The sequence below is a fragment of the Polaribacter sp. R2A056_3_33 genome (genome assembly GCF_019278485.1).
Lineage (GTDB): Bacteria > Bacteroidota > Bacteroidia > Flavobacteriales > Flavobacteriaceae > Polaribacter.
Genome location: NZ_CP058984.1, coordinates 504,283 through 531,090, shown reverse-complemented (window position 1 = coordinate 531,090; position 26,808 = coordinate 504,283). Strand labels below are relative to the sequence as shown.

19 protein-coding genes are annotated in these 26,808 nt (G+C 30.1%); 10 read left to right on the top strand and 9 right to left on the bottom strand.

Going from position 1 to position 26,808, the window contains the following annotated elements:
- Positions 1-95 precede the first annotated feature (95 nt).
- Complete coding sequence (gene rsmG, locus H0I29_RS02365) at positions 96-725, top strand: 16S rRNA (guanine(527)-N(7))-methyltransferase RsmG (protein WP_218755177.1); 630 nt, start codon at positions 96-98, stop codon at positions 723-725.
- Between the two features lie 32 nt (positions 726-757).
- Here rsmG and H0I29_RS02360 read toward each other — a convergent pair whose 3' ends face one another.
- The 6 genes from H0I29_RS02360 to H0I29_RS02335 form a co-directional block, all read right to left on the bottom strand.
- Complete coding sequence (locus tag H0I29_RS02360; protein WP_218754282.1) at positions 758-1,729, bottom strand: bile acid:sodium symporter family protein; 972 nt, start codon at positions 1,727-1,729, stop codon at positions 758-760.
- Positions 1,730-1,744: 15 nt separating this feature from the next.
- Complete coding sequence (locus tag H0I29_RS02355) at positions 1,745-2,428, bottom strand: hypothetical protein (RefSeq protein WP_218754281.1); 684 nt, start codon at positions 2,426-2,428, stop codon at positions 1,745-1,747.
- 103 nt (positions 2,429-2,531) lie between these two features.
- A complete protein-coding gene (gene pulA, locus H0I29_RS02350; protein WP_218754280.1) occupies positions 2,532-4,466 on the bottom strand; it encodes a type I pullulanase in 1,935 nt (644 codons plus the stop codon).
- 106 nt (positions 4,467-4,572) lie between these two features.
- Positions 4,573-5,490, bottom strand: a complete 918-nt coding sequence (locus H0I29_RS02345; protein WP_218731230.1) for a glutaminase — start codon at positions 5,488-5,490, stop codon at positions 4,573-4,575.
- A gap of 156 nt (positions 5,491-5,646) precedes the next feature.
- Positions 5,647-7,341 (bottom strand): lysine--tRNA ligase, encoded by a 1,695-nt coding sequence (gene lysS, locus H0I29_RS02340; RefSeq protein WP_218754279.1) that lies wholly within the window; start codon positions 7,339-7,341, stop codon positions 5,647-5,649.
- Between the two features lie 689 nt (positions 7,342-8,030).
- Positions 8,031-8,531 carry a DUF456 domain-containing protein gene (locus H0I29_RS02335; protein ID WP_218754278.1) on the bottom strand — a complete coding sequence of 167 codons (501 nt, stop codon included), beginning with the start codon at positions 8,529-8,531 and terminating at the stop codon, positions 8,031-8,033.
- 165 nt (positions 8,532-8,696) lie between these two features.
- On the opposite strand from H0I29_RS02335, the gene H0I29_RS02330 reads away from it, so the two are divergent.
- From H0I29_RS02330 to H0I29_RS02290, 9 genes are all read left to right on the top strand, one after another.
- Complete coding sequence (locus tag H0I29_RS02330) at positions 8,697-9,062, top strand: BlaI/MecI/CopY family transcriptional regulator (RefSeq protein ID WP_218754277.1); 366 nt, start codon at positions 8,697-8,699, stop codon at positions 9,060-9,062.
- Positions 9,063-9,293: 231 nt separating this feature from the next.
- On the top strand, positions 9,294-10,844 hold the full coding sequence (locus H0I29_RS02325; RefSeq protein WP_218754276.1) for a M56 family metallopeptidase: 1,551 nt from the start codon (positions 9,294-9,296) through the stop codon (positions 10,842-10,844).
- A 187-nt stretch (positions 10,845-11,031) separates the two neighbouring features.
- Positions 11,032-11,508 (top strand): hypothetical protein, encoded by a 477-nt coding sequence (locus H0I29_RS02320; RefSeq protein WP_218754275.1) that lies wholly within the window; start codon positions 11,032-11,034, stop codon positions 11,506-11,508.
- A gap of 337 nt (positions 11,509-11,845) precedes the next feature.
- Positions 11,846-12,427 carry an RNA polymerase sigma-70 factor gene (locus H0I29_RS02315; protein ID WP_218754274.1) on the top strand — a complete coding sequence of 194 codons (582 nt, stop codon included), beginning with the start codon at positions 11,846-11,848 and terminating at the stop codon, positions 12,425-12,427.
- A 118-nt stretch (positions 12,428-12,545) separates the two neighbouring features.
- The gene (locus H0I29_RS02310; RefSeq protein ID WP_218754273.1) at positions 12,546-13,685 is read left to right on the top strand and encodes a FecR family protein; all 1,140 of its coding nucleotides are present in this window, start codon (positions 12,546-12,548) and stop codon (positions 13,683-13,685) included.
- 149 nt (positions 13,686-13,834) lie between these two features.
- Entirely contained in the window at positions 13,835-17,419 is a 3,585-nt protein-coding gene (locus tag H0I29_RS02305; protein ID WP_254712684.1) for a SusC/RagA family TonB-linked outer membrane protein, read from the top strand.
- Between the two features lie 11 nt (positions 17,420-17,430).
- Positions 17,431-18,924, top strand: a complete 1,494-nt coding sequence (locus H0I29_RS02300; RefSeq protein ID WP_218731222.1) for a RagB/SusD family nutrient uptake outer membrane protein — start codon at positions 17,431-17,433, stop codon at positions 18,922-18,924.
- Between the two features lie 2 nt (positions 18,925-18,926).
- Entirely contained in the window at positions 18,927-19,907 is a 981-nt protein-coding gene (locus H0I29_RS02295; RefSeq protein WP_218731221.1) for a substrate import-associated zinc metallohydrolase lipoprotein, read from the top strand.
- 10 nt (positions 19,908-19,917) lie between these two features.
- Positions 19,918-21,291 (top strand): DUF4302 domain-containing protein, encoded by a 1,374-nt coding sequence (locus tag H0I29_RS02290; RefSeq protein ID WP_218754272.1) that lies wholly within the window; start codon positions 19,918-19,920, stop codon positions 21,289-21,291.
- Between the two features lie 218 nt (positions 21,292-21,509).
- Here H0I29_RS02290 and obgE read toward each other — a convergent pair whose 3' ends face one another.
- The 3 genes from obgE to secDF all read right to left on the bottom strand — a co-directional run bounded on the left by obgE (position 21,510) and on the right by secDF (position 26,787).
- On the bottom strand, positions 21,510-22,499 hold the full coding sequence (gene obgE / locus H0I29_RS02285; RefSeq protein ID WP_165732521.1) for a GTPase ObgE: 990 nt from the start codon (positions 22,497-22,499) through the stop codon (positions 21,510-21,512).
- Between the two features lie 97 nt (positions 22,500-22,596).
- The gene (locus H0I29_RS02280; RefSeq protein ID WP_218731219.1) at positions 22,597-23,715 is read right to left on the bottom strand and encodes an adenylate kinase; all 1,119 of its coding nucleotides are present in this window, start codon (positions 23,713-23,715) and stop codon (positions 22,597-22,599) included.
- A gap of 96 nt (positions 23,716-23,811) precedes the next feature.
- Positions 23,812-26,787, bottom strand: a complete 2,976-nt coding sequence (gene secDF, locus H0I29_RS02275; protein ID WP_218731218.1) for a protein translocase subunit SecDF — start codon at positions 26,785-26,787, stop codon at positions 23,812-23,814.
- Positions 26,788-26,808: the final 21 nt, after the last annotated feature.

The following is a 26,808-nucleotide window of genomic DNA, read 5'->3' as shown; positions in this document are numbered from 1 at the left end:
TACTTTTTGAAATGGAATTTTATGATAAACGTCAGTTTTTGTTTAGAATTGTTCCAATACAAATAACTATTTTTGCAATTCAAATTTATTTATTAATGGAAATTATACCCAAGTATTTTAAGGACTTAACCCCAACTCAAATAGAACAGTTTTCTAAACTTCAAGAATTATACCAAGATTGGAATTTAAAAATAAACGTTGTTTCTAGAAAAGACATAGACGAATTGTATTTACGCCATGTTTTACATTCTTTAGCAATAGCAAAAGTGGTGCAATTTAAACCTGGGTCTAAAGTAATGGATGTTGGTACTGGTGGAGGTTTTCCTGGAATTCCGTTAGCAATCCTGTTTCCAGAAACGCAGTTTCATTTGGTAGATTCTATTGGTAAAAAGATAAAAGTAGTAAATGAAGTTGTTGCTGGTTTAGGTTTAACAAACGTAAAAACCTCTAACTGTAGAGTAGAAGAGATAAAAGAAACTTATGATTTTATTGTAAGTAGAGCAGTAGCGCAAATGGAAACGTTTGTAGGGTGGACTAAAGGAAGAATTGCTAAAAAGCAAAATCACGATTTAAAAAATGGGATTTTATATTTAAAAGGAGGCGATTTGTCAGAAGAATTGAAACTATACACTTCTGCTACAATTTATGATTTACCTGACTTTTTTGATGAGGATTTCTATGAAACCAAGAAAGTAGTTCATTTAGGAATGAAGTATAAAGCGTAAATTTCTTCAAGAAATTAACTATAATTTAGATTTTAAAGGTTGCTATTTTTAGCAGCCTTTTTTGTTGCCACAACACTAATTATTAAAATTTGAGTTGCATGAAATAGCATCAATGGCAATAAAATAATACCAATAGACGCCATATTACCAAAGATTATTTTTGAAAAAACTGTACCATGCACTAAAGATTTTTTTGTACCACAAAACTGTGCTGTAATTTGATCTTCTGTATCTAGTTGTAGTTTTTTTGATAAAAATCCGGTGAGAAAAAAAGCAAGACTAAATAAGACAATAACACCAACTAGAATTAGCATTAAGTCTACAAAAGAAACAGCTCTAAATATGTTTCCTTCAAAAGACTCTGCAAAACTTTTGTAAATAATTAAAAGGATAATAGATTTATCAAAAAGAGTAAGTTTACTGTTATGTTTTTGTACAAAAGCACCCAAAAACCGTTGTAAAAAAAGACCTATTACTACAGGTACAATTATTTGCAAAATCAATTTAAGGTAGATATCGGTAAAATCAAAATCAGATTGAATTTCATTTACAAATAATCCCATCCATAAAGGAGTGATGGCAATACCAATAATGCCAGAAATGCTTGCATTAAAAATGGCTCCTGGGATGTTTCCTTTTGCCATAGAAACCATAACCACAGAAGAGGATACGGTAGACGGTAAAGCAGCTAAGAAGAAGAAAGCTAGCCAAATGGTTTCTTGTTCTTGGTTTTGAATAAATGGGTGTAACAATAAAACAAGTATTGGAAAAATTAAAAAAGTAGATAACTGTACCAAAACATGTAATTTCCAGTTTTTGAGTCCTGCTTTTAACTTACTCGGACTTAATTTTAGTCCATAGAAAAAGAAAATAAGTGAAATACCAATAGAACTAATAGTGTTGATGGGGAATTTATTTTCTTGTGTTCCCCATTGCGGAAATAGATACGCTAGAAGTATTACGATGATGATAGATACTACAAACTTATCAATCTTTATGTTCATATATTTTATTTTAAATTAACAAATAATCATTAAACGAGGTTCACCTGTTTTTTCCTTCGGTGCTCTATGTAAGCAAGGAAGTACTTCGCTTTCTGGATGATCTATTGCTAGTTTCCATAAATGACCAATACCTAAATTAATAGGTTGTGCTTCTGGCTTCGGTTGATAATGTAAATCAAAGAAATAGTCGCTTAAAAACGATTCAAAACCATCTTCCGGTCCGTCGTATAACTTTTTGAGTTTACTTCTTATTTCTGGAACTAATATTTTTTGTATTCCTTGATCGTTGGGTAGAATATCACTTGATGCTCCATGATATGTGCATAGAAAAGTGTCTGCTGGTATTGGAGAGCGATCTACATGAAACGAATACACGTCAGTAGGGAAAAAAGGAAATGCATCATCTCTCTCGTAATACTTAATGATATTTAAAGTTGGAATTTTACCGTGTTCTTTTAATACTTTAAAGTCGTTTAAAAGGATTTCTCGCGCAAGTTCTCCTTGTTCAGTTAATTGAATATCTAAAAGTTGTTGAGGGAAAATTTCACTCATATTTCCATCTAACATTATTTTATTGACAATTTCAGAGAAATCACCTTTTAAATTACGGTTCCAACAGATTGCGTTAATATCTCCTTTAAATTTAGTAGATAGTAAATCATTAAAGTTATCAACTTTATAAATTTGATTTTTGCTCATTATGATTTACATTTTTATTTTAAAGGTTCTAAAAATAACAGATTTTACTTCTTGCAAAGTTCTGTTTTTTTATGAAAGAATAAAGCCAAAATGAAACAAATATTTATTCTTTAAACAAAACCATCATAGAAATTGCAGGTACGTATACATCGTTTTTAACTTCTTGTTTTCCTTCAAAATCAAATGTATCTTTTAATACAGCAATTTTATAAGTTTGGTCTAATTGATAATTTATCGTTTTATTTTCTCTATTAAAAATTACTAATATTTTTGACCAAGAATCTTTATTGGCATTATTTTTAAGTTGATAAGAAACCAAACCATGATCTATTTTTTTAAACTCTAAGTTTTCTTGCACCTCTTTAGCAGTCGTCATTCTAAATGCAGGATGTTTTTTTCTTAATTGAATTAGATTTTTATAATACGCTAAAACGTCTCCATTTTTTACTTTTAAATTCCAATCTATTTCATTTATTTTATCTGGAGATTTATATGAGTTATGATCTCCTTTCTTGGTACTCATTATTTCTGAACCTTCATGTAAAAAAGGAGTTCCTTGAGAAGTCATTACAATAGCAGTTGCTAATTTATGCATTGCTTTTATATCTTCTAAAGAAGCGTCTGGTCTAGATATTTTTAATTTATCGAATAAAGTATAATTGTCGTGGCAAGAAACGTAATTAATCGCTTGCCAAGGTTGCAGTGCCCAAGGAAAATCTGTATGATTTATATACATGTAATTTACTTGAGGATGTGGTATAACACCTACAATTCCACATTTTAGAGATTCTTCTTTAAATTTAGCACCGCTAACAAAGCCAGTACTTCTATCATCAAAAGTGCTTCCTTTTATGGCATCTCTAATTTCATCAGAAAAAGCAGCTATTTTGGGCATTTGTGGAATGTGTTTTTTTAAAGCCCTTTTTTCTTCTGGTAACGGTGAATCTCCACCTGTCCAACCTTCTCCATAAATAAGTGCACTTGGATTTATTTTAGTGATTTCATCTGCAATAAGATTCATAGTCTCTACATCATGAATCGCCATTAAATCGAAACGGAAACCATCTAAATGATATTCTTCTGTCCAATATTTAACAGATTCAAGTATGAATTTTCGTGTCATTGTCCGTTCAGACGATGTTTCATTTCCACAACCAGAAGCATTAGAATAACTACCATCGTTGTTAAAACGATAGTAATATTTTGGGGTTTCTAAATTAAAATTTGAGTTTTCAATGATTCCAGTATGGTTATACACAACATCTAAAATAACACCAATTCCGGCACTATGAAATGCTTGTATCATTTTTTTAAATTCCGGAATTCTTACTTCTGCTTTAAACGGATTTGTAGAAAAAGAGCCCTCTGGAACATTGTAATTTTGAGGGTCGTATCCCCAATTAAATTGTGGTACCTCTAAATGAGTTTCATCAATAGAATATTGATCGAAAGTAGGCAATATATGAACGTGTGTAATTCCTAGCCTTTTAATGTGATCGATGGCTGTTGGAGCATCAAGATTACTCTTTACTCCCTGTTCTATCAAACCTAAATATTTACCTGGATAAGAAGAATTAGCTTCTGTTTGAATGGTAATATTCCGAATATGTAGTTCGTAAATAATAGCCGAATTAGGAGCGTTTAATTGCACATATGTATCTTGCTCCCAATTTTTAGGATTTGTTTTATCAAAGTTTAAAACCATGGCTCTTTGTCCATTTACACCAACTGCCTTAGCGTAAATTCCTGGAGTTTCTGCTAGCCAATTATCTTCAATACATATTTGATATGTATAATAAGTTCCGTTTAAATCTCCTTTTATCGATTTTACCCAAAGTCCATTTTCTTTAGCCTTTAACTCTAAAATTGTAAATGCTTCAGAATTATTACCAGTTTTGTACAAATTTAGTTTTACGGCAGTTGCAGTTGGAGACCAAATTTTAAAAGTAGTTTTTTCTTTAGAATATTCTAACCAAAGGCTTTTATCTGTTGTAGGGTATTCTTCAAAAGAAGAAAAATTGTGTTTATTTTGTTCCATCTCATCCTTATTGAAAGTACAAGAAAGTTCCTCTTTTTTATTCACATATCCAATGTAATTATTGAATATATTTTGAGTTTTTATTGCGCTGTTATTTGTGTATTTTCTAAAAAATAGAAGAAGTAGTTTTTGAAGTGAATTTTTCTAAAAACAACATTCCTTTATAAGAATTTCCTTTGATGTTTAACTTCGGACTCCAAACAGCAATGCAGTATTTATCTGGGTGAATAGCAACAATTCCGCCTCCAACACCACTTTTACCAGGTAATCCAACACGAAAAGCAAACTCACCAGATTCATCATAAAAACCACAAGTAAGCATAATGGCGTTAATTCTTTTTGTTTGACTTTCTGTAATTACTTTTTCTCCTTTTTGTGTTGTAAAATTATCAATAGTTAGATATAAAAATATTTTTGAAAGTTCTTTACAGGTCATTTCTAAAGAACACATGTGAAAGTAAAAGTCTAAGACTACATCTACGTCATTTTTAATGTTTCCAAAAGATTTTATAAAATTACAAAGCGCAACATTTCTATACCCAGAACTTTTTTCCGATTGTGCTACTTTCTCGTTATATTTTAAGGTAGGAATGTTAGAAATATCTTTACAGAAGTCTAAGAAGTCTTCTTTTGGGTTGTTAAGGTGACTGACCAATACATCGCAAACCACAATTGCGCCAGCATTTATAAAAGGGTTTCTAGGTTTTCCTAAATCTGCTTCTAATTGTAATAAGGAGTTAAACGGATTACCAGAAGGTTCTACGTCTACTCGGTCCCATAATTTTATGCCTTCAAATTTATAAGCTAAGGTTAATGAAAGAATTTTAGTAATACTTTGTACTGAAAATTTTTTGTCAAAATCGCCAACACCAAAAGATTCTTTATCAATAGTTGTAATAGCAACGCCAAAATTAGATGGATCTACAAATGCCAATTCAGGAATATAACTAGCTACTTTACCAATGTCAGCTACATTTTTTACATCAGCATAAACGCATTCAATTACTTCTTTATAATTTTCCATTGATAACTTATAGTATTAGTATAGGCAAACCTATTCTAAAATAATTTAAGAAACAACATAAAAAATGCATCATAAAAAAAAGGAACTACATTGCTGTAATTCCTTTTTCATTTTTTTATAAATAAGATTCTGAAACAAGTTCAGGATTAGAAATTGCTATGCAATTTCAACAAACAAACCATCGTCTGTTTTAGTAACCTTTGCAACTTTATGTTTTGTTAAACCTTTAATGGTTTTATCCCATTTTTTGTTAGACAAACCAGATTTTACTTTTAAGTCGTTTAAATCTATTTTTTCTGCTTTGGTAACAATTGCCAAAACAGCTTTTTCATCAGCATTCAATTCTACTGCAACCGCTTTTTTCTCTGGTCTCATTTGAGGGAAGAATAAAACTTCTTGTATAGATTGGTTGTTTGTTAAGAACATAATTAAACGATCCATTCCAATACCCATTCCAGATGTTGGAGGCATACCGTATTCTAACGCTCTTAAGAAATCTTCATCAATAAACTCAGTTGCTTCATCATCTCCTTTTTGAGCTAATTTTAATTGGTGCTCAAAACGTTCGCGTTGGTCAATTGGGTCATTTAATTCAGAATATGCGTTGGCAATTTCTTTACCACAAACCATTAACTCAAAACGCTCTGTTAATTCTGGGTTGTCTCTGTGTTCTTTACAAAGCGGAGACATTTCTTTAGGATAATCTGTAATAAAAGTTGGCTGAATGTAGTTTCCTTCACATTTTTCACCAAAAATTTCATCAATTAACTTTCCTTTCCCCATAGTTTCATCCACAGGAATATTCATGCCTTTTGCAGCAGCTCTAATTTCATCTTCTGTTTTACCAGTAATATCAAAACCAGTAAAATGTTTAATAGAATCTGCCATGGTAACTCTGGCATAAGGCGCTTTAAAGTCTATTTTGTGTTCACCAAAAGTAGCTTCAGAAGTTCCGTTTACAGCAATAGCACAATGCTCTAAAAGTTGCTCTGCAAAATCCATCATCCAATTGTAATCTTTGTAAGACACATAGATTTCCATGGCTGTAAATTCTGGGTTATGAGTTCTGTCCATCCCTTCATTTCTAAAGTTTTTAGAGAATTCATACACACCATCAAAACCACCAACAATTAATCTTTTTAAATACAATTCATTAGCAATTCTCATATATAACGGAATGTCTAATGAGTTATGATGCGTTATAAAAGGTCTTGCTGCTGCACCTCCAGGAATTGGTTGTAAAACCGGAGTTTCAACTTCAAAATAACCAGCATCATTAAAGAAAGAACGCATTGCGTTAAACAATTTTGTTCTTTTTATAAACACCTCTTTTACGTGTGGGTTTACTACTAAATCTGCATAACGTTGTCTGTAACGTAATTCAGGGTCTGTAAAGGCATCATAAGTAACACCATCTTTTACTTTTGGTAAAGGCAATGGTTTTAAAGACTTACTTAACAATGTAAAGTTCTTAACACGTACTGTTTTTTCTCCCACTTTAGTGGTAAACAATTCTCCTTCAATCCCTACAAAATCACCTAAATCTAGTAATTTTTTAAAAACATCATTGTACAAGGTTTTATCCTCACCAGTACAAATTTCATCACGGTTAAAATACACTTGTATTCTACCTTCTCCGTCTTGTAATTGTGCAAAAGAAGCTTTTCCTTGTATGTTAATAGACATTAGTCTACCAGCAATAATTACCTTTTTTCCTTCAGCATAATCTTGCTTTATCTTTGCCGAATTTGAATCTATTGGATATAAATCTGCAGGATAAGGATTGATGCCTAAAGCGCGTAATTTTACGAGCTTTTCTCTACGTACAACTTCTTGTTCTGATAATTGCATTTGCTGTTTAGTTTTCTAATGTTTATTTAAGAATGCAAAGATACAATCAAATGAATTAATAGACAATTGAGAATAAAATAAAAAACAACTTCTTTATTTGAGAATATTAAAAAACATCGTATATTTGTCGGCTGCTTTTTGTTAGGGCAGCATTAGTTGTGTTGTTTTGGCGCTTTAGTAAAAGCGTCGTGGTTTTGTTAACCAATGGAAAGCTTCCCTGAAACGGGACGCTTTTTTTTATGTCTTTTCGTCAATAGAAAACATACTTATTTTTAGGTAATGTGTTAATTGATCTCTTAAATTTTCTGTTTTTTTAGTAGCTATATCTTTTATGCTGTCATTGCGAAGTTTACTTTTTTGTAAACTATGGCAATCTCTTTTTGATTAGCAGATTGCTTCGTGCCTCGCAATGACAATTTTAAAAAAGGTATAAAAAGGATGCCACTTCAAATGTGAAGCATTCAACGACTCAAAAAAATATTAAATTGAAGTTAATCTGGGTTAGATTTGTTTGCAGACTTATATCAATCTTTATATTATATGTAATTATAGTTAAGGAATTTTCTTGTCATTGCTTAGAATGAAGCAATCTCTAAATATAGAATACGTGAATTTTAATAAACAGATTACTTCGTCGTTTATCCTCGTAATGACGTTTCTCATGATTTGTTGAGAATAAAAGATGGTATTTAAAAAAAGCTTCCTTTAAATTCCCAAAACTGAATTATAAATAGCACAAAATAGATAGCGGCTATAGAAAACTTAATAGTTGCAGAAGCTAAAAAACCAAGAAACGCTCCAAAAGAAGCCTTTAAAGCTCGGTTTGTGTCTTTGCTATCATAAAGTAATTCCCCTATAAAAGCACCTAAAAAAGCACCAATTAACATTCCAAACGGAATAGGAGAGAACAAGCCGATAAATAAGCCAATTGTAGTACCGTAAACTCCATATTTTGTGCCACCAAAACGTTTTGTACCCATTCCTGGTATAAAATAATCGAGAATCCAAATTAAAATGGCCACGGCTAAAGTAATTCCTAAAAAAGTCCAATCCACCGGAATTATTTTAGTGGAATGTAATAAAAGTAAACCTACCCAACTTGTTAAAGGTCCGGGTAAAATGGGTAAAAAAGCGCCAATAATGCCTAAGCAAACAAAAAGGAATCCTAATAGGAATAAAAATATATCCATAAATATTTTAATAATTATACGGGTTTAAAGTCAATAAACATCACAGTTTTCTAATTATAAGACGATTATAGTTACGTTATGTTACAAATATTTTAACTAATAAATTAGTTAAAACTATATAATTAGTTATATTTGCATTTTTGAACTAAAAACTTAGTTATAATTATGAGCAAACAATTAACAAAAGCAGAAGAGCAGATTATGCAAGTCTTATGGGATTTAAAAGAAGCTTCTGTAAAGGAAGTGATAGATAAATTACCAGAACCTAAACCTGCATATAATACCGTTTCTACCATTGTTAGAATTTTAGAAACCAAAGAATTTGTTGGGCATAAACCTGTAGGAAGGGGGTTTATCTATCATCCTATTATTGAAAAAGAAGCCTACAGTAACCAGAGTTTACACAAATTAATGAACGGTTATTTTGATGGTTCTTTTAAAAGTATGGTTTCCTTTTTTGTAAAAGAAAATAAAATGGATGTTGCCGAATTAGAATCTATTTTAAAGGAAGTAAATAAAGGGAAGGAGTAAACAGTTTTCAGTTGCAGTTGGCAGTCTCAGTTTTCATTATTATTAAAGTGTAGATGTCATTCCGAATGCTACTGAAATTAAAATACTTTTTTAATTGAAAGTATCTAGCGCAGCTAAAGAAGAGGAATCTCTTTCCTATATAGAAGTAGTTTTCTCAATATGAGATTTCTCAATCGTCTAAAAAAACTCATTTCGAAATGACAGTGTGATAATAAAAAAATAAAAAAAACTATGATCAATTATATTTTACAAGTCATATTATTTCAAGTATTGTTTTTGGCTATTTATGATTTCTTTCTAAGTAAAGAAACCTTTTTTACTAAAAACAGATGGTATTTAATTAGTACACCAATTGTATCTTTCATTTTACCGTTTATTAAAATTCCGACGTTTCAAAAAGCGGTTCCAGAAGAGTTTATTATTTATTTACCAGAAATCGTTTTATCACCAGAAAAAGTAATTCAAGATGTTATTCAAGAAACGAGTTTGTATCAATCTATAAATTATGTAAACCTTTTATTTTGGTTTGGATTCAGTCTTTTTTTGATACTTTTTTTAATAAAACTGTTTAAAATAACAAACCTAATTAGAAAATACGAAGTTGTAAAAAAAGCGAATTACACTTTAGTTATAATACCAAATCAAACCAAGGCATTTTCTTTTTTCAACTTTATTTTTTTAGGAAAAGAAATTCCAATTTCTCAACAAGCACAAATTATAGCACACGAACTAGTGCATAGTAATCAAAAGCACTCTTTAGATTTATTATTCTTCGAATTTTTAAAAATAATGATGTGGTTTAATCCAATGATTTTTATTTATCAAAAGAGAATAACACTCATTCACGAATATATTTCTGACGAAGTAGCGGCAAAGTCAGAAACAAAAGAAATTTATATTAATAACTTATTATCCAACTTTTTTCAAGTTGAAAACATTGCCTTTGTGAACCAATTTTATAAAAAAACCTTAATCAAAAAAAGAATTATTATGATGAAAAAGAAACAATCAAAAAAAATGAATCAACTAAAGTATTTGGTATTAATTCCGGTATTGGCGAGTATGTTATTTTACACTTCTTGTGTAGAAAATGAAGTAAAAGAAGATGTTGTTGCAAAAAAGGAATTGCAAACTAGATATTTTGAACTTAAAGAAGGAGTAAAAGCTACCAAAGGTGAAAAGGAAACGTACTTAGATTCTTATTTTGGATCTGGAATTCCAGAAGGAATTGAAGTTAGTTCGAGTGATCTAACTGTTGAGGAAAGAGAGGAATACGATAAAATTATGAACAGATTTAATTCTGTAAAGTTTGAAAAATATTCTTCTATGCATGAACTTAAAATTTATAAAAAGAAAAATGGAAGGAAAACATTAGCAACAATTGTTGATTTTTCTAAAATAAAAAAAGATAGTAATGCTGAATTTGTAGAAACAGAAGATGTTTCATTTATGGTTATCGATAAAGTACCAACTTTCCCTGGGTGTGAATCTGGTGATAAAGCTTGTTTTTCTAAAGAAGTTCAAAAACATTTTTCTAGAAACTTTAATGCAGATTTACCAAATCAATTGGGTTTAGAAGCAGGCAGGAAAAGGATTTTTATAGGTTTTAAAATTGACAAAGAAGGAAATGTAGTAGATGTAAATGCAAGAGCACCGCATAAAGATCTTAAGGAAGAAGTTATTGCGGTAATGAATTCGTTACCTAAAATGATTCCTGGTGAACATGAAGGTAAAAGAGTAGGTGTAAAATATTCAATTCCGGTTTCAATAATAGTAAATTAATACATCTATGAAAAGGAAAAATTAAGTGTATAATTATTTGAAATAGTTAAAGTCGAGGTGTAAATCTCGGCTTTTTTATTTTTAAATATAAGTTGTTTTTATAACTAAAATTGGCTTTTTTTTAGGGCTTAAAAAGTTTAAAGTACAAGTCAACAAAATTTAGTAAATTCACACTCTAAATAAAAGTATGTTTTTAAGGGTTTTATCTTTTTTAATAATGTTGGTTTTTATCACTTCGTGTGATTTATTTTGCCCTCCAAAGGATAAAAATACATCAGATTTAGACACTATTGTAGATTTTTCTTCGGTAGATACTTTTCCTTCTTTTAAAACTTGTGATGCGATTATTGATAAACAAGAAAAAATGGATTGCTTTAGAACAACCATCCATCAGAAAATAGGAGCGGAGTTGCAACAACATTCATTTGCTGTTAAAGATTCTATTAATGAAATTGTCTATGTAGATGTAATTATTAATTCTGAAGGAATTTTTAGATTAGACACTATTCAGGCTTCTGAAAACCTTAAAAAGGAATTGCCCGAATTAGATAGTTTATTAAAAGCGATTGTAGAGAAACTTCCAAAAATATACCCTGCAAACAAGCGAGGAATACCTGTTACTACAAAATACAGATTGCCAATTAGAATTCAATTAAAAGAATAAAAAAACATTTAATTTACTGCCTATTATTTAACTTTTTTAATTTTTTGTTAAAGAGTCTAGTCGCTATGTTTTTAAGCTAATATTATTTTGTCGATATGCCTTTTTTTCTGCATATAATTTATTCTTTAACTTATTCTGATATAGAAAATGTAACGGTTTCGTAATAATTACCTTGAAAAATGAGAATTATAGTAACATTAAATTAATTTATATTTAATGTTTTATATTTACCGCTAACAAAAATACGTTTAATCTTTTTTGTCCTTTATAATAAGAATACATACTTATTTTATAGGGCAAAAGTATTTTTAGAAAAAAGCTAATTATTATATTTTTTATGAATAACCATCTTTTAATAGCGCAAATAAAAAAGAAAGATACCGTTGCTTTTAAAAAATGTTATGATTTATTTTTTCAAGATTTAGTGGTTTCTGCAAATAGATATGTATCAGATTTTTCAGTTAGTGAAGATATTGTTCAAGAAGTATTTGTTTATATCTGGGAACACTCAGAAAAGATAGAAATTAAAACATCACTAAAAGCTTACTTATTTGTGATGGTTAAAAATAGGTGTTTGAATCATTTAAAGTCTATAAAAATAACCGATAACCAAGATTATATAGAATATAGTAGGTCTTTAATTGATCGTGTAGAAATACTTAATTTTACAGAAGAAAATAATACTCTTTATTTAAAGGTTTTAGCAATTGTAGATGAAATGCCTTTAAAAATGCAAAAAATTTTTAAATTAAAATTTATAGAGGAATATAAGTATAATGAAATTGCCGAAGAGCTAAATATTTCTCTAAATACAGTGAAAACACAGTTAAAAAGAGCTCGAGTTAAGATTAATAATTCTTTAATGATTATGTTGTTTTGCTTAATAATTATTAACGATTTTCTCTTATTGTTGATTTAATTTGAGTTTTTTTTAAAAAATATTACTTTTTTTGTCACCCGTTTTTTGTTTCACCTTGTCTTTAGTGTATAGTATTTAATTACAAAATATAATTACACTTAAAAAAGACATTCTTAAAATGGAATTTTTCTTAATAATAAAAAAGATAAATAATACGCTTTCTGAAGAGGAAAAGATAGCGTTTGATAAATGGTATTCAGAATCAGAAAAACATAGAGCGTATTTTAAAAGTGTACAAGAAAACAAGAATTCTAAAAAATACCTTTTTGACAAAGAAAAGAATTGGAAAGCAATAAAAGGGAAAGCTAACATCAAAAAGAAAACAACTTGGAAATATTATGCAGCAGCAGCTTCCATTGCATTATTGTTTTCAATATCTTATTTATTTAATCCTATTAATGAAAAAGTAAATACTGCGGAAATAACTACTGATGTAGGTTATAATAATAAAGCAATATTAACTTTAGATGATGGTAAAGAAATTCTTCTTTCTAAAGATCATAAAATAGAAAACGCTCTTTTTAAAAGTGAAGATAAAAGTATTGCGTATAAAAAGGCTAATACAAAGCAATCTGAAGAAATTGCAACACAACCCGAAATTATCTATAACTACCTAACAACTAAAAAAGGGGGAGAATTCTCTTTAACCTTAGCAGATGGAACTAAAGTGTGGTTAAATTCAGAATCTAAACTTAAATATCCGGTAAGCTTTATAAAAGGACAGCCAAGAACTGTAGAACTAATTTATGGAGAAGCTTATTTTGAAGTTTCATCTAGTAAAAAGAATTCAGGAGATGGTTTTAATGTTTTAAATTCTTTACAAAGGGTATCTGTTTTAGGAACACATTTTAATGTAAAGGCATATCCAGAAGATCATTTAATAACAACAAGCTTAATAGAAGGTAAAGTTTTGGTTGAAAATAACGAAAAAATAAAAATGTATTTAGAACCTAATGAAGAGATAACTTTAAATGTTTTAACATTAGAAATGCAAAAGAAAGAGGTAAATGCAAAAGAAAAAATTTCTTGGGTAAAGGGGTATTTTAGTTTTGATAACACTTCTTTGTTAGAAATTACAAAAACACTTTCTAGATGTTATGATGTTGACATCTCTTTTGAAGATGAAAAAATAAAAGATTTAAGATTTAATGGAGTTTTGAGTAAAAAACAAGACATAAAATTTGTCTTAGATGCAATTATAAATACAACAGATATAACTTATGAAATAGAAAATAGAAAAATTAAATTTAGAAAATAAAAAGGAATGTGGTTTGTCCATCTCTCACAATATTAAAACCACAATTCCTTAGGTTCATGCTTATTAATAATTAAACACTTAACAAATTTATGGAAATTAAATTTACTGGAGACTTTTTTCTGTTGCGAAAAAAGCTATTAACAACTATTATGAAAACGTTCATATACTTATTCTGTGCCATCTCGTTTGCATTTGTACCAAGCGAAGGAATGTCACAAAACTCAAAAATTAAAATAGATACAGATAAAACCATATCTGTAGAGCAAGTTTTTGATTTAATTAAAATGCAAACAGATTATACATTTGTTTACGAAAATAGTATTTTCAAAAAACTTCCAAAAGTTAACCTACATAAGGGTATTATCATTGTAAAAGATCTTTTAGATAAAAGCTTACAAGCAAGTAATGTTATTTATCAATTTAATAAAGATGGTTCAATTTTGCTAAAGAAAAAATCTGTTCAACAAAAGGTTTCAGGTGTTTTAGTTGATGATAAAGGCATGCCGATTATGGGGGCTTCTGTACGTGTAAAGGCTACAGGTATTGGTACTGCTACAGATTTTAATGGAGAATTTTCAGTGCCAGCTTCTAAAGGAGATGTATTGGTTTTTCAATCATTAGGTTTCGAATCTAAAGAAGTTGTGGTTGGTAGTTTGTTTGTTATAAAGGTAGTCTTGCAAGAATCATCAGAAAACTTAGCAGGAATTGTTATTACAACAGGTTACGACAAAATTAACAAGAAAAGTTTTACTGGAGCAGCAACAACCATTAAAGCAGCAGATTTAAAAATTGATGGTATTAATGATGTAAGTAGAATGTTAGAAGGTAAAGTAGCCGGAGTTATTGTACAAAACATTACCGGAACTTTTGGTGCTGCACCTCAAATTACTATTAGAGGTTCTTCTTCTGTATTTGGTAACAATAATCCATTATACGTTATAGACGGTGTGGTACAAGAAGATATTGTAGAGCAAGATTTAGATGCCTTAACTTCTGGAGATGCTTCTACTTTAATTAGTTCTTCTATTGCAGGTGTAAATGCTACAGATATAGAAAAAATAGATATTTTAAAAGATGCTTCTGCAACTTCTATTTATGGAGCAAGAGCAAGAAACGGAGTTGTAGTTATAACTACTAAAAGTGGTAAAAGAGAGAGCCCTTTAAAAGTAAGTTATACGTTAGAGCAAACGGTAAGAGATATTCCATCTTATTCTCAATATGATATTTTAGATTCTAAAGAAACCATTGGTATTTTAGAAGGTTTAAGAAGTCAAGGTTATTTAAGACTACCAGATGTTGGTAATTCTAGATTTTCTGGAGTATATGGTATTTTAGAAAAGAAAATTAATAGCTATTCTAATGGTGGTTTTGGGGTGCCAAATACAGTAGAAGGTAGAAGTGCTTTTTTAAAGGATTACGAGTTGGCAAATACCAATTGGTTTAAAAAATTGTTTAGACAATCTTTAATGCAAAATCACACGATTAACTTTACAGGAGGTGGAGAGAATAATTCTTTCTACGCATCTGTTGGTTTTTTACACGATCCGGGTTGGTCTGTTGCAGATAAAGTATCTAGAATTACAACTAACTTAAAGAATACATTTTACTTTTCAGATAAGTTTAATATTTCAATTGCTACAGTAGCATCTGTTAGAAAACAAAAAGCACCAGGTTCTTTTAATAGAGAAGCCAATGTTGTAGATGGTCAGTTTAGTAGAGATTTTGATATCAATCCGTTTAGTTACGCATTAAATACATCTAGAGCGTTAAGACCAAGAGATAATGATGGCAATTTAGAATACTACACCAATAATTGGGCTGACTTTAATATCTTAGAAGAATTAGAAAACAATACCTTAGATTTAGATGTAAAAGATATTCGCTTTCAACTAGATGCTTCTTATAAAATTTCAGATAATATTACATATGATTTAAATGCTTCTGCGAGATATGTAAATAGTGTTAGAGAACACCAAATTAGAGAAAACTCTAATGTTGTTAGAGCTTATAATGCAGACGAAACCACTGTAATAGCAAATGCAAATATCTTTTTATATACAGACCCAAACAATCCAGATGCGATTCCTATTTCTGTTTTTCCAGAAGGTGGTTTGTACCGTAAATTTGATAACAGTTTAACTTCATATTACGTAAGAAACAGTTTTCAATTAAAGAAAGATTTTAATCAAAAACATAATTTTAATGCTTTATTAGGTCAAGAATTAAGATATGTAGATAGAAATAACGAAAATTTTACGGGTTATGGCTTACAATATGAAAACGGTTATGTACCATTTACAGATGCTAGATTATTAGAAAAAGTAATTGCAGAAGGCGGAAACTATTTTGGGTTAGGTAGAGAAAGAGAAAGAACGGTTGCTTTTTTTGGTAGAACTACTTATACATATAATGATAAGTATGTTTTTTCTTTAACAGGAAGATATGATGGTTCTAATAGACAAGGTAGAAGTTCTAAATCTAGATGGTTACCTACAGGTACTGTAAGTGCTAAATGGAATGCAAGTGAAGAAGATTTTATACAAAAATCAAAAACCATTAACAACCTACAATTTAGAGCCTCTTATGGTTTAAGTGCTTCACCAGGTCCTGCTACCAACTCTTTGGCAATTTTTAGAAGTGAAATTACAGATAGATTAACACCTTCTGAAAGAGAAACATATTTAGATATTCAAGATTTAGAAAACTCTGAATTAACTTGGGAAAAACAACACGAATTAAATATTGGTGTAGACTTAGGGGTATTTAATAATAGAATTCAATTTACAGCAGACGTATATCAAAGAGATATTTTTGATAATATCGATTTTGTGAGAACTTCGGGTATTGGAGGAGAATTTTTTAAAACAGGAAATAATTCTGATACCACTCAAAAAGGAATCGAGTTTGCTTTAACATCAACCAACGTAAAAACAGATAATTTTAGTTGGACGTCTTCTTTAAACTTCTCTTTTTTCGATCAAGAAATAACAAAACTTCAAAATAAACCAAGAGTAATCGATGTTGTTGGACTTCAAGGAGGAAAATTAGAAGGATATCCAAATAATTCTTTGTTTTCTTTTCAATTCGATGGATTAAATTCAGAAGGTATACCAACATTTATTTTACCAGAAGGAGATAACCCTGTTACAGATGTAGATTTTCAAGACAGTTCTAATATTACAGATTATTTAGTGTACAACGGTTCTGTGTTGCCAAATATAGCGGGTGGTTTTTCAAATTCATTTAAATATAAAAATTGGGATTTAAATATGTTAATCACAGGTTCTGGTGGTAATGTAGTAAGGTTAAACCCAGCTTTAGATAACTTTTATTCTGGTACAAATGTATTTACAAAAAGTAGTATTAATAGATGGGTTTTACCTGGTGATGAAAATATTACCAATATTCCTAAAGTTATAGATGTTAGAGATAACAATATTTATGATACTAGCGATTTATCTAGAGCTTATAACGCTTATAATTTTTCTGATGCAAGAGTTGCCAATGGAGATTTCTTAAGAATGAAAAGCATTTCTTTAGGATACAGTTTTAGTAAAGATGTATTAGCTAAATTAAGTCTTTCTCATTTAAAACTTAAACTACAAGGAACCAACTTGTTTTTATTGTATTCAGATGATAGATTAAACGGACAAGATCCAGAATTTTATGGCACAGGTGGTGTTGCTTTACCTATAACTAGACAATTTACAATGTCTTTAAATATTGGACTATAAAATATATTACAATGAAAAAAATACAGAAAAATATTTTAAAAATAACCACAATTATATCTTTATTCTTACTAATTAGTTGTGATGATTATTTATCTGAATTACCAGATAATAGAGCAGAAATAGATTCTCCAGAAAAAATAAGTGCATTAGTTACTGGGGCGTATTCAATAGGAAACTATCAGTTAATGGCAGAAATAATGTCAGACAATGCTACCTCTAGATCTAATATTAGAAGTTACATAAATGTTTTAATAGGTGAGCAAATGTTTACTTGGGATACCAGTTTAGCAGAAGATCAAGATTCACCTACATTTTTTTGGTCAAATTCTTATGGAGCAATTGCACAAGCTAATCAAGCGTTGGTTTCTATAGAAGAATTAGAAGGTCAATTTAATTTAGATGCGCAAAAAGGAGAAGCATTAATAGCAAGAGCGTATGCTCATTTTATGTTAGTTAATTTTTGGGGTAAACATTATAATCCTACTACTTCAGCATCAGATTTAGGGGTGCCTTATGTAATTACACCAGAAACAACTTTAATACAAAGTTATACTAGAAATACGGTTGCAGAAGTGTATGATTTTATAGAAAAAGATCTATTAGAAGGTATCGACTTAATACAAGACAGAGAAAAAAATGCCAAATTTCATTTTTCTAAAGCAGCAGCAAATGCTTTTGCTGCTAGGTTTTATCAATATAAAGGAGAATGGGATGAGGTAATTTCTTACACCAATAAAATTATCACCAATCCGCAAGCACAGATAAGAGATTTACTAGCGTATCAAGAATTATCGTATGCGCAAAGAGCGCTTCAATACAGTAGCTCTTTAGAAGATTCCAACATTCTTATTAGTTCTACATCATCTTGGTGGGGAAGAAATTTTTGGAGAACGAACTATGGTTTATCAAATATTAATTCTGATGCAATTTTTCAGGCAGACAATCCTTTTGGTAAAGGTTGGGCTTATGATATTTTTGGTTCTAGTGAAGGTTTTAACAACCCTAAGTTTGATGAGTATTTTAAGGTAACAAATCAATCTGCAGGAACCGGTAGAGGATATACTAGTTTGGTGTTGTTTGGTAATGATGAAGCGCTTTTAAATAGGGCAGAAGCATATGCTATGAAAGAAGATTATGCAAACTGTTTAAAAGATTTAAATGATTTTTTATCAAAGAAAACAGAAGGATATAATAGCAGTACAGATATTTTAACTGAAGAAATGGTTGTTAACTTATTTCCTGTAACTCCAGATGAATTAACGCCTTTTTACGGTTTTAAAGATGATAAACAAACCTCTTTTATCAATGCTATTTTAAAATTCAGACAAAAAGAATTTTATCACGAAGGGGTAAGATGGTTTGATGTGAGAAGATTTAACATTGCTATTAAAAGATATTATAGAAAAGATGATATCGATGTAGAATTAACTAAAGAAGATTTAAGAAAACAATTACAAGTCCCAGAATCTGCAATAAACTTTGGGCTAACACCTAATCCTAGATAATTATGAAAAAGATATATATATATGTAGCAGTTATAATTTTCGGAATTATTTCTGCCTGTACTAAAGATGATGATAAATTAACAGACAGTAACTTAAATACAGAAACGCCAAGTTTAAATACTACAGATCTGTGGTTAAGAGAAAACATTACCTATCCATATAATATTGATGTAAATTATTTATGGGACGAAGGGAGTGTAGATTTAGATAGATATTTATTTCCACCAACTTTAGATAAAGTGGTGCCTATTATGCAAGTTGTTAAAAAAGTTTGGATTGATACTTACTCGGAGTTAGGAGGAGAAGATTTTGTAAAAATAATAGCACCAAGAGAAATGGTGTTGGTTGGTGGTACAAATTTAAACCCAAGCGGAACAAGAACATTAGGTTTTGCAGAAGGTGGAAAGAACATTGTGTTATTTGAAACGGATTTAGTAGATGTAAAGAATAAAAGCCAAGTAACAAGGTTTATTCAAACAATTCAGCATGAATATACACACATTTTAAATCAACAAGTTCGTTATGATGAAGAAGCTTTTAAACAAATAACACCTAGTGGTTATACGGCACAATGGTTTAATCCTGCAGATGAAGAAGAGCGATTTGATATTGCCAATAGCCTTGGTTATATAACGGATTATGCGAGGCTTAATGAAAATGAAGATTTTGCAGAAATGGTAGAAACTATTCTTACCAACAATGCAGAAGATTACCAGGAAATTTTAGATAATATTAAGGCTAAGATAATAAGTAATGCTGTTTCTAATGCTTTATCTAATCTAGGTTCTGGAGCTACGCAAGCAGAAATAGATGCAGCAACTCAAGGTGCTACTATTACAGCAACGCCACAAGCAGAAAATGCTGTAGCACTGATAAAAGCAAAAGAAGCAATTGTAGCAGAATATTTTAAGAAATCTTTTAATATAGATTTATATGAATTACAACAATTAGCTACAGATAATATTTTAGAAGCAATTAAATAATACTAAGAACATGAAAATTTTTAAAATAAATAGATATCAATTAATTTTAGCTTTTTGTCTTGTAGTGTTTAACAGCTGTCAAGATAATAGCGACCCAGAACTGTTGTTTGATGATGTACCAACAGTTAGAATAGAAAAGAGTATTTCAGAATTAAAAACAGCTTTACAAGACTCAGAAAATGGATGGAAAACAACTTACTTTACTGATGATTCAGAACTAGGAGGTTTTACTTTTCTTTTCGACTTTATTAGTGATTCCGAAGTAATTATGGATTCTGATTTTGGAACCCCAGACGTTACTGTTACGAGTTTGTATGATATTACATTGGGTTCTACCATTAAGCTTACGTTTACATCAAAAAATGTAATTCATGAGCTATCAGACTCCAATAATTACCCTGATGATGATCTTAGAGGACAGGGTTATAAAGGTAGTTTTGAGTTTTTATACTTTAAAACAGTGGGAGAAGAGATTTTTTTTAAATCGAATAGAGATCGAGATATTATTATTAGTTTCTCTAAAGCATCTAAAGAAGATTGGACTAGTTTAACAACTCAAAATAGGTCAATGTTAGAAACAAATATTCCAATAGACCCATTAAAATCTGTTTTCAGAAATTTAACTTTAGAAAGTGGAGGTAACACTACTTTATATAGTTTTTCTTTTAATGAGGCTAGAAGGTATGCTACGGTTACAGCAATCAGTAAAGACGTTGCACAAACAGACCTAAGCTTTGGTCTTGCGCCTACACCTACCGGCTTTGTTGTTAGTCCAGCAATAGAAATAGATAATGTAACTTTAGATGAGTTTATTTATAGTGTAGATAATGACGAGTTTGTTGCTGAGGTTGATGGAGTTAAAATGACTTTAAATTATGCTGATGAATTAAGTTTTTTATTGCCATTTTATGATTTTGGAAATGAATCAAGAGGAAATAATAACATGAGGTTATATAGAACTAACTTACCTAATTCAGATTTATCTAGTGAAAATTTTATAAACTTTTATAAAGAATGGGAAGCACATTTTACAGCTACTCAAAGTGGTAGAACGGTTACAAGAGTATACTTGTATAATTTAGATACTAGTGATAATTCTTTTGTTCAAGTACGTTATTTGTCTAGTGGAAATACATATAGTTTAAACTTTGGTTTTACATATACGGTAACTGAAGACGCTACTGGTAATAAAATTTATAAATTAACAGAAACGATACCAGTTAATACGACTAGAAGAGCAGGAGTATTACCTTTATTAGAGTTTTTATTTAGAGATAGTGGTTTCTATGTACAAAAAATGGTAGATTTTAATGCAAATCAAAACACCTTAGGTTTAATTCCTGTTGATGATACTACTATGCTTGCTCAGTGGTATGACTTTTAATAATTTTGTTCCCCAATTTTAATTATTATCTAGAAATGAACCTTTTTTTGATTAAAAAGGTTCATTTTGTTTTTTAGAAGTAACAATTAAACCATGCTATTTTATAGTTTTATGATATAAAAAAAGGTTATCATTATTGCTTTCGCAGTAATAATAACCTTTAATATATTATACATTTAGACTCTAAGTTTAGAATCTTTTTTTAAAATAGTAAACCTCTAATTCAACATTTTCCAAAGTTTGTCTTTCAATTCTTGCAAGCCTTTTTGAGCAACGGAAGAAATAAATATTGCTTCTACACCTTTTGGTAAATCTGCTTTTATTTCAGCTTCTAGCTCTTCATCTAACATATCTGTTTTAGAAATAGCTAATAAACGATCTTTGTCTAACAATTCTGGATTGTGTTTTTTAAGCTCATTTAAAAGAATTTCATATTCTTTGTTAATATCATCACTATCAGCAGGAACTAAGAATAATAGCGCCGAATTACGTTCTATATGACGTAAAAAACGATGTCCTAATCCTTTTCCTTCAGCAGCACCTTCTATAATTCCAGGAATATCTGCAATTACAAATGTTTGATGATTTCTATGTTCTACAATTCCTAAATTTGGTTTTAAAGTAGTAAAAGCATAATCTGCAATTTTTGGTTTTGCAGAGGTTAATACAGATAATAAAGTAGATTTTCCTGCATTAGGGAAACCAACCAAACCAACATCTGCCAATAGTTTTAATTCCATTCTAAACCAACCATCAAAACCATCCATTCCTGGTTGTGCGTATCTTGGTGTTTGATTTGTAGAAGATTTAAAGTTCCAGTTTCCTAGACCTCCTTTTCCTCCACGTAATAAAACTACTTCTTTTTGATGTTCTGTAATTTCTATAATTACTTCGTCAGTATCAGCATCTTTAATAATGGTACCTAAAGGCACATCAATATAAATGTCATCTGCATCTGCACCAGAACTTCTACTAGCACTTCCGCCACCACCACTTTCGGCTCTAAAATGACGTTTAAATTTTAGATGAAACAACGTCCACATATTTTTATCACCACGTAAAATAATGTGTCCTCCACGTCCACCATCTCCACCGTCAGGTCCACCTTTGGTAATATACTTTTCTCTATGTAAGTGCATAGAACCTTGTCCGCCTTTACCAGAAGAAGCGTATATTTTTATGTAATCGACAAAATTTCCTTCAGTCATAATTCTTGTTTAATCGTGTAAATGTTTAAATGTTTAATTGCCCTATGTAATATACGTTTAAAGGTTACACAGTTAAACAATTACACAGTTACACATTTTATAAAGTATCAAATACTTTTGCAATTCTTTGTGTAATTTCTTCAATAGAACCCAAACCATTAACGCCATAGTATTTATTTTGAGCCTCAAAATAATCTTTTAAAACAGCTGTTTTGGTATTGTATTCATTAAAACGGTTTCTAATTTTACTTTCGTCAGTATCATCTGTTCTTCCGCTTGTTTTTCCTCTTTCTAATAAACGAGTTACTAAAGCATCTTCAGGAACTTCTAAAGCTACCATTCCGTTTATTTGTTCACCTTTTTCAGCTAAAAAAGCATCTAATGCTTCTGCTTGAGATTCTGTTCTAGGGAAACCATCAAAAATAAAGCCATTAGCATCAGCTTTTTTTTCAACTTCTGCTTTTAGCATATTTATAGTTACTTCATCCGGAACTAAATCTCCTTCATCCATATATTTTTTAGCTAACAAACCTAATTCAGTTTTATTTTTAATGTTAAAACGGAATACATCTCCTGTAGATATATGCACCAAGTTGTACATGTCCTTTAAAAAATCTGCTTGTGTTCCTTTCCCTGCACCTGGAGGGCCAAATAATACGATGTTTTTCATTTTAGGTTGTGTTGATAATTGATAAATTGCGGGGTAGTTTCTTCCCAAACCATTATAATCTAATCCGTAACCAACAATAAATTTATCTTCAATTCCTTTTCCGATATAATCGATTGGTAGTTCTTTTCTAAATACGTCTGGTTTAAAAAATAACGTTGCAACTTTTAATTGTTTTAAATTTTTATCTCTAAAGATATTATAAATTTCTTGAAGAGTGTTCCCTGTGTCTATAATATCTTCTAATATAATTACAGTTCTTCCTGTTAAATCTTCATTAATACCTACTAATTGTTTTACGTTTTCTGTAGAAGTAGTACCGCTATAAGAAGCTAATTTTACAAAAGAAACCTCACAATCTCCATTAAATTCTCTAACAAAGTCTGCTGCAAATAAAAAGCATCCATTTAAAATTCCTACAAATATAGGAACTTCTCCTTTAGGTAAGTCTTCTTTTACTTGTACTGCTAATTGCTTTACGATTACTGCAATTTCTTCCTTAGTAATAAAAGGTTTAAAATATAGGTCTTGAAGTTTTATAATACTCATTAGATTGTTGTTTTTAATAGCTATTTGTTGAATGAAAAAACCGTTTTTAATCTGATTCACAAATTAAAAACGGTTTTAATATATCTATAAATAAATTTAATTATTTTTTTCTTCTTTTTTAGAAGTATCAAACATAATTGGTGTTGCCACAAATAATGATGAATAAGTACCTACTACTACACCAATAATTAAGGCGAACATAAATCCTTTAATAGAATCTCCTCCAAATAAGAAGATTGCTAACATTACTAATAATGTTGTTAAAGATGTATTTATAGTTCTACCTAAAGTAGAGCTTAATGCTTTGTCTACAACTTCGCTGTATTTCCAATTAGGATGTGTTCCTGTAAATTCTCTAATTCTATCGAAAATAACCACAGTATCATTCAGAGAGTATCCAACTACGGTTAGAATTGCCGCAATAAATGATTGACCTATTTCCATATCAAAAGGCATAAAGCTGTACGTAATAGAGAATACACTTAATACAATTAAAACATCATGGAAAACGGCAGTTACAGCCCCAATAGAGAAAGATACCTTTCTAAAACGTAATAAGATGTATAAGAAAACAACTAATAATGATCCAAATACTGCGTATAATGCTGATGTTTTAATATCATCTGCAATAGTTGGCTCTACTTTCATATAACTCATTACACCAGAACCTTCTTTTTCGAAACCTGGTTTAAAGTCTTCATAAGTAGTTGTTCCTAAATAAGATTTTAAACCTGTAAATAATGCACTTTGAACTTGGTCATCTACATCTTGTCCATCTTCATCAATTTTATAAACAGTTGTTATTTTTAATTGACGATCAGAACCGTATGTTTTTACTTCTGGAGCTGTACCAAAAGCATCTTTTAAAGTTGAAGCAACTTCTGTAGCATTCATGCTTTGATCGAAACGAACAACGTAAGAACGTCCTCCTTTAAAATCTACACCTTGCTTTAATCCGATAGAGAAAATAGAAACAATACCTGCAATAATTATAGCACCAGAAACGATGTACGCAATTTTACGTTTTCTTAAGAATTCTATATTTATGTTTTGGAACCATCCTTTAGATATAGAAGTGTTAAATGTTAATTTACCACCTTTATCAATAGATCTGTCAATTAATAAACGAGTAATAAATACCGCTGTAAATAATGACGTTGCAATACCAATCATTAATGTTAAAGCAAAACCTTTAATTGGTCCTGTACCAAAAACATATAAAATAACACCTGTTAAAAGCGTTGTAATATTTGCATCTATAATTGCAGATAAAGCTCCTTTAATAGAGAACCCTTCTTCTACAGATTGTTTTAATCCTTTCTTAATACCTAAACTTTCCTTAATCCTTTCAAAGATAATTACGTTTGCATCTACAGACATACCAATGGTTAAGATAATACCTGCAATACCAGGCAATGTTAACACGGCGTTGAAAGAAGCTAATATTCCGAAGATAAATAAGATGTTTACTGCTAAAGCGATGTCTGCATATAAACCAGCTTTACCGTAGTATAAAATCATCCAAACTAAAACTAATAAAATAGCTAATCCAAAAGATTGAATACTATGATCTATAGATTCTTGCCCTAAAGATGGTCCAACAACTTCTGCTTGAATAATTCTTGCAGCTGCAGGTAATTTACCAGCTTTTAAAACGGTAGCAATATCTTCTGCTTCCGTAATAGTCATACTTCCACCAGAAATAGATGTTCTACCACCAACAATTGCTCCAGGTACAGATGGCGCAGTATATACATAATCATCTAAAACAACAGCAACAAATTTACCAGTATTATCACCAGTTAATTTTTCCCATTGTTTAGATCCAGAACTATTCATAGTCATAGAAACTTCTGGCTTGTTTAATTGGTCAAATACTTGAGAAGCATCTAAAATAACATCACCCTCAATATTCGCTTTACCACTACGGCTTCCTTTAATAGCATATAATCCAATTAGCTCAGTTCCGTCTGTACCTTTGTTTGATTTGTAATCCCATAAGAATTTAACATACTTTAATTCGTTAGGCAATAAAGCTTTTACGTCTTTTCTGCTTAATAAATCATTTACCATAGCAGTATCTAACACTCTAGCTTGTCCTACTAAAGAACTCATTTGTTGTTGAGATTGTGCTACGTTAGGAAATAAATAAGTGAAAAGGTTTTTTTGATTTACATCTGTAGAATCGATTGATTCACCTAATAAATCATCAATATCGTCTGTTTTAGTTGAATCGATTACTTTTTCTGCAGCACTGTTGTCTTTTAAGATTTCAGCGATTTTAGCATTTGCAGTAAAAAAGTAATTCTGAACTTCTGCATTGGTATAAACTTCCCAAAACTGTAATTCTGCTTTACTTGTAATTAAACGAGTAACACGCTCAATATCTTTTGCTCCTGGTAATTCAATTTGAATTCTACCAGAATTTCCAATTCTTTGAATGTTAGGTTGTGTAACACCAAATTTGTCAATTCTACTTCTTAATACTTCAAAAGCAGTACCAATAGAACTGTTAATTTCTTCTTGTAAAGTTTCTTTAACGGTAGCATTTGCTTCGTTAAAAGTAATTTTTTCGCTTAAAGCTTTTGTTCCAAAAATAGAAGGATCACTTAATTTAGTGTCTCCAGCAACTTTTTCAAACTCTTCAAAAAATAAGTCTAAATAAGTAGCATTACTACTTTTTTGAGCTTCATCAGCAGCGTCTAATGCTTGGTTAAAAGCAACGTTTTTAGAGTCGTTAGCTAAGCTTTTTAAAACTTCTTTTACAGATACTTGTAAAATAGCGTTAATACCACCTTTTAAATCTAGACCAAGATTCATTTCTTTGTCTTTTACATCATTGTAGCTGTAAGAGGCAATACCTAAATTAATAATCTCTTGGTTTGCAACACTGTCTAAGTACTTTCTCTCAAAAGTAGCTTTTTGTCTTGCATCAATATTATCACCTTTGCTCTCAGCGTAAGCTACAGCGTCATCTTCAACCTTAGTGGCTAAAAATGTAAATGATAATTGGTATAAACTTACTATTCCAAAAAGGATAGCAAATAACTTTATAAGTCCTTTGTTTTGCATTTTATAATTATTTTATTGTCT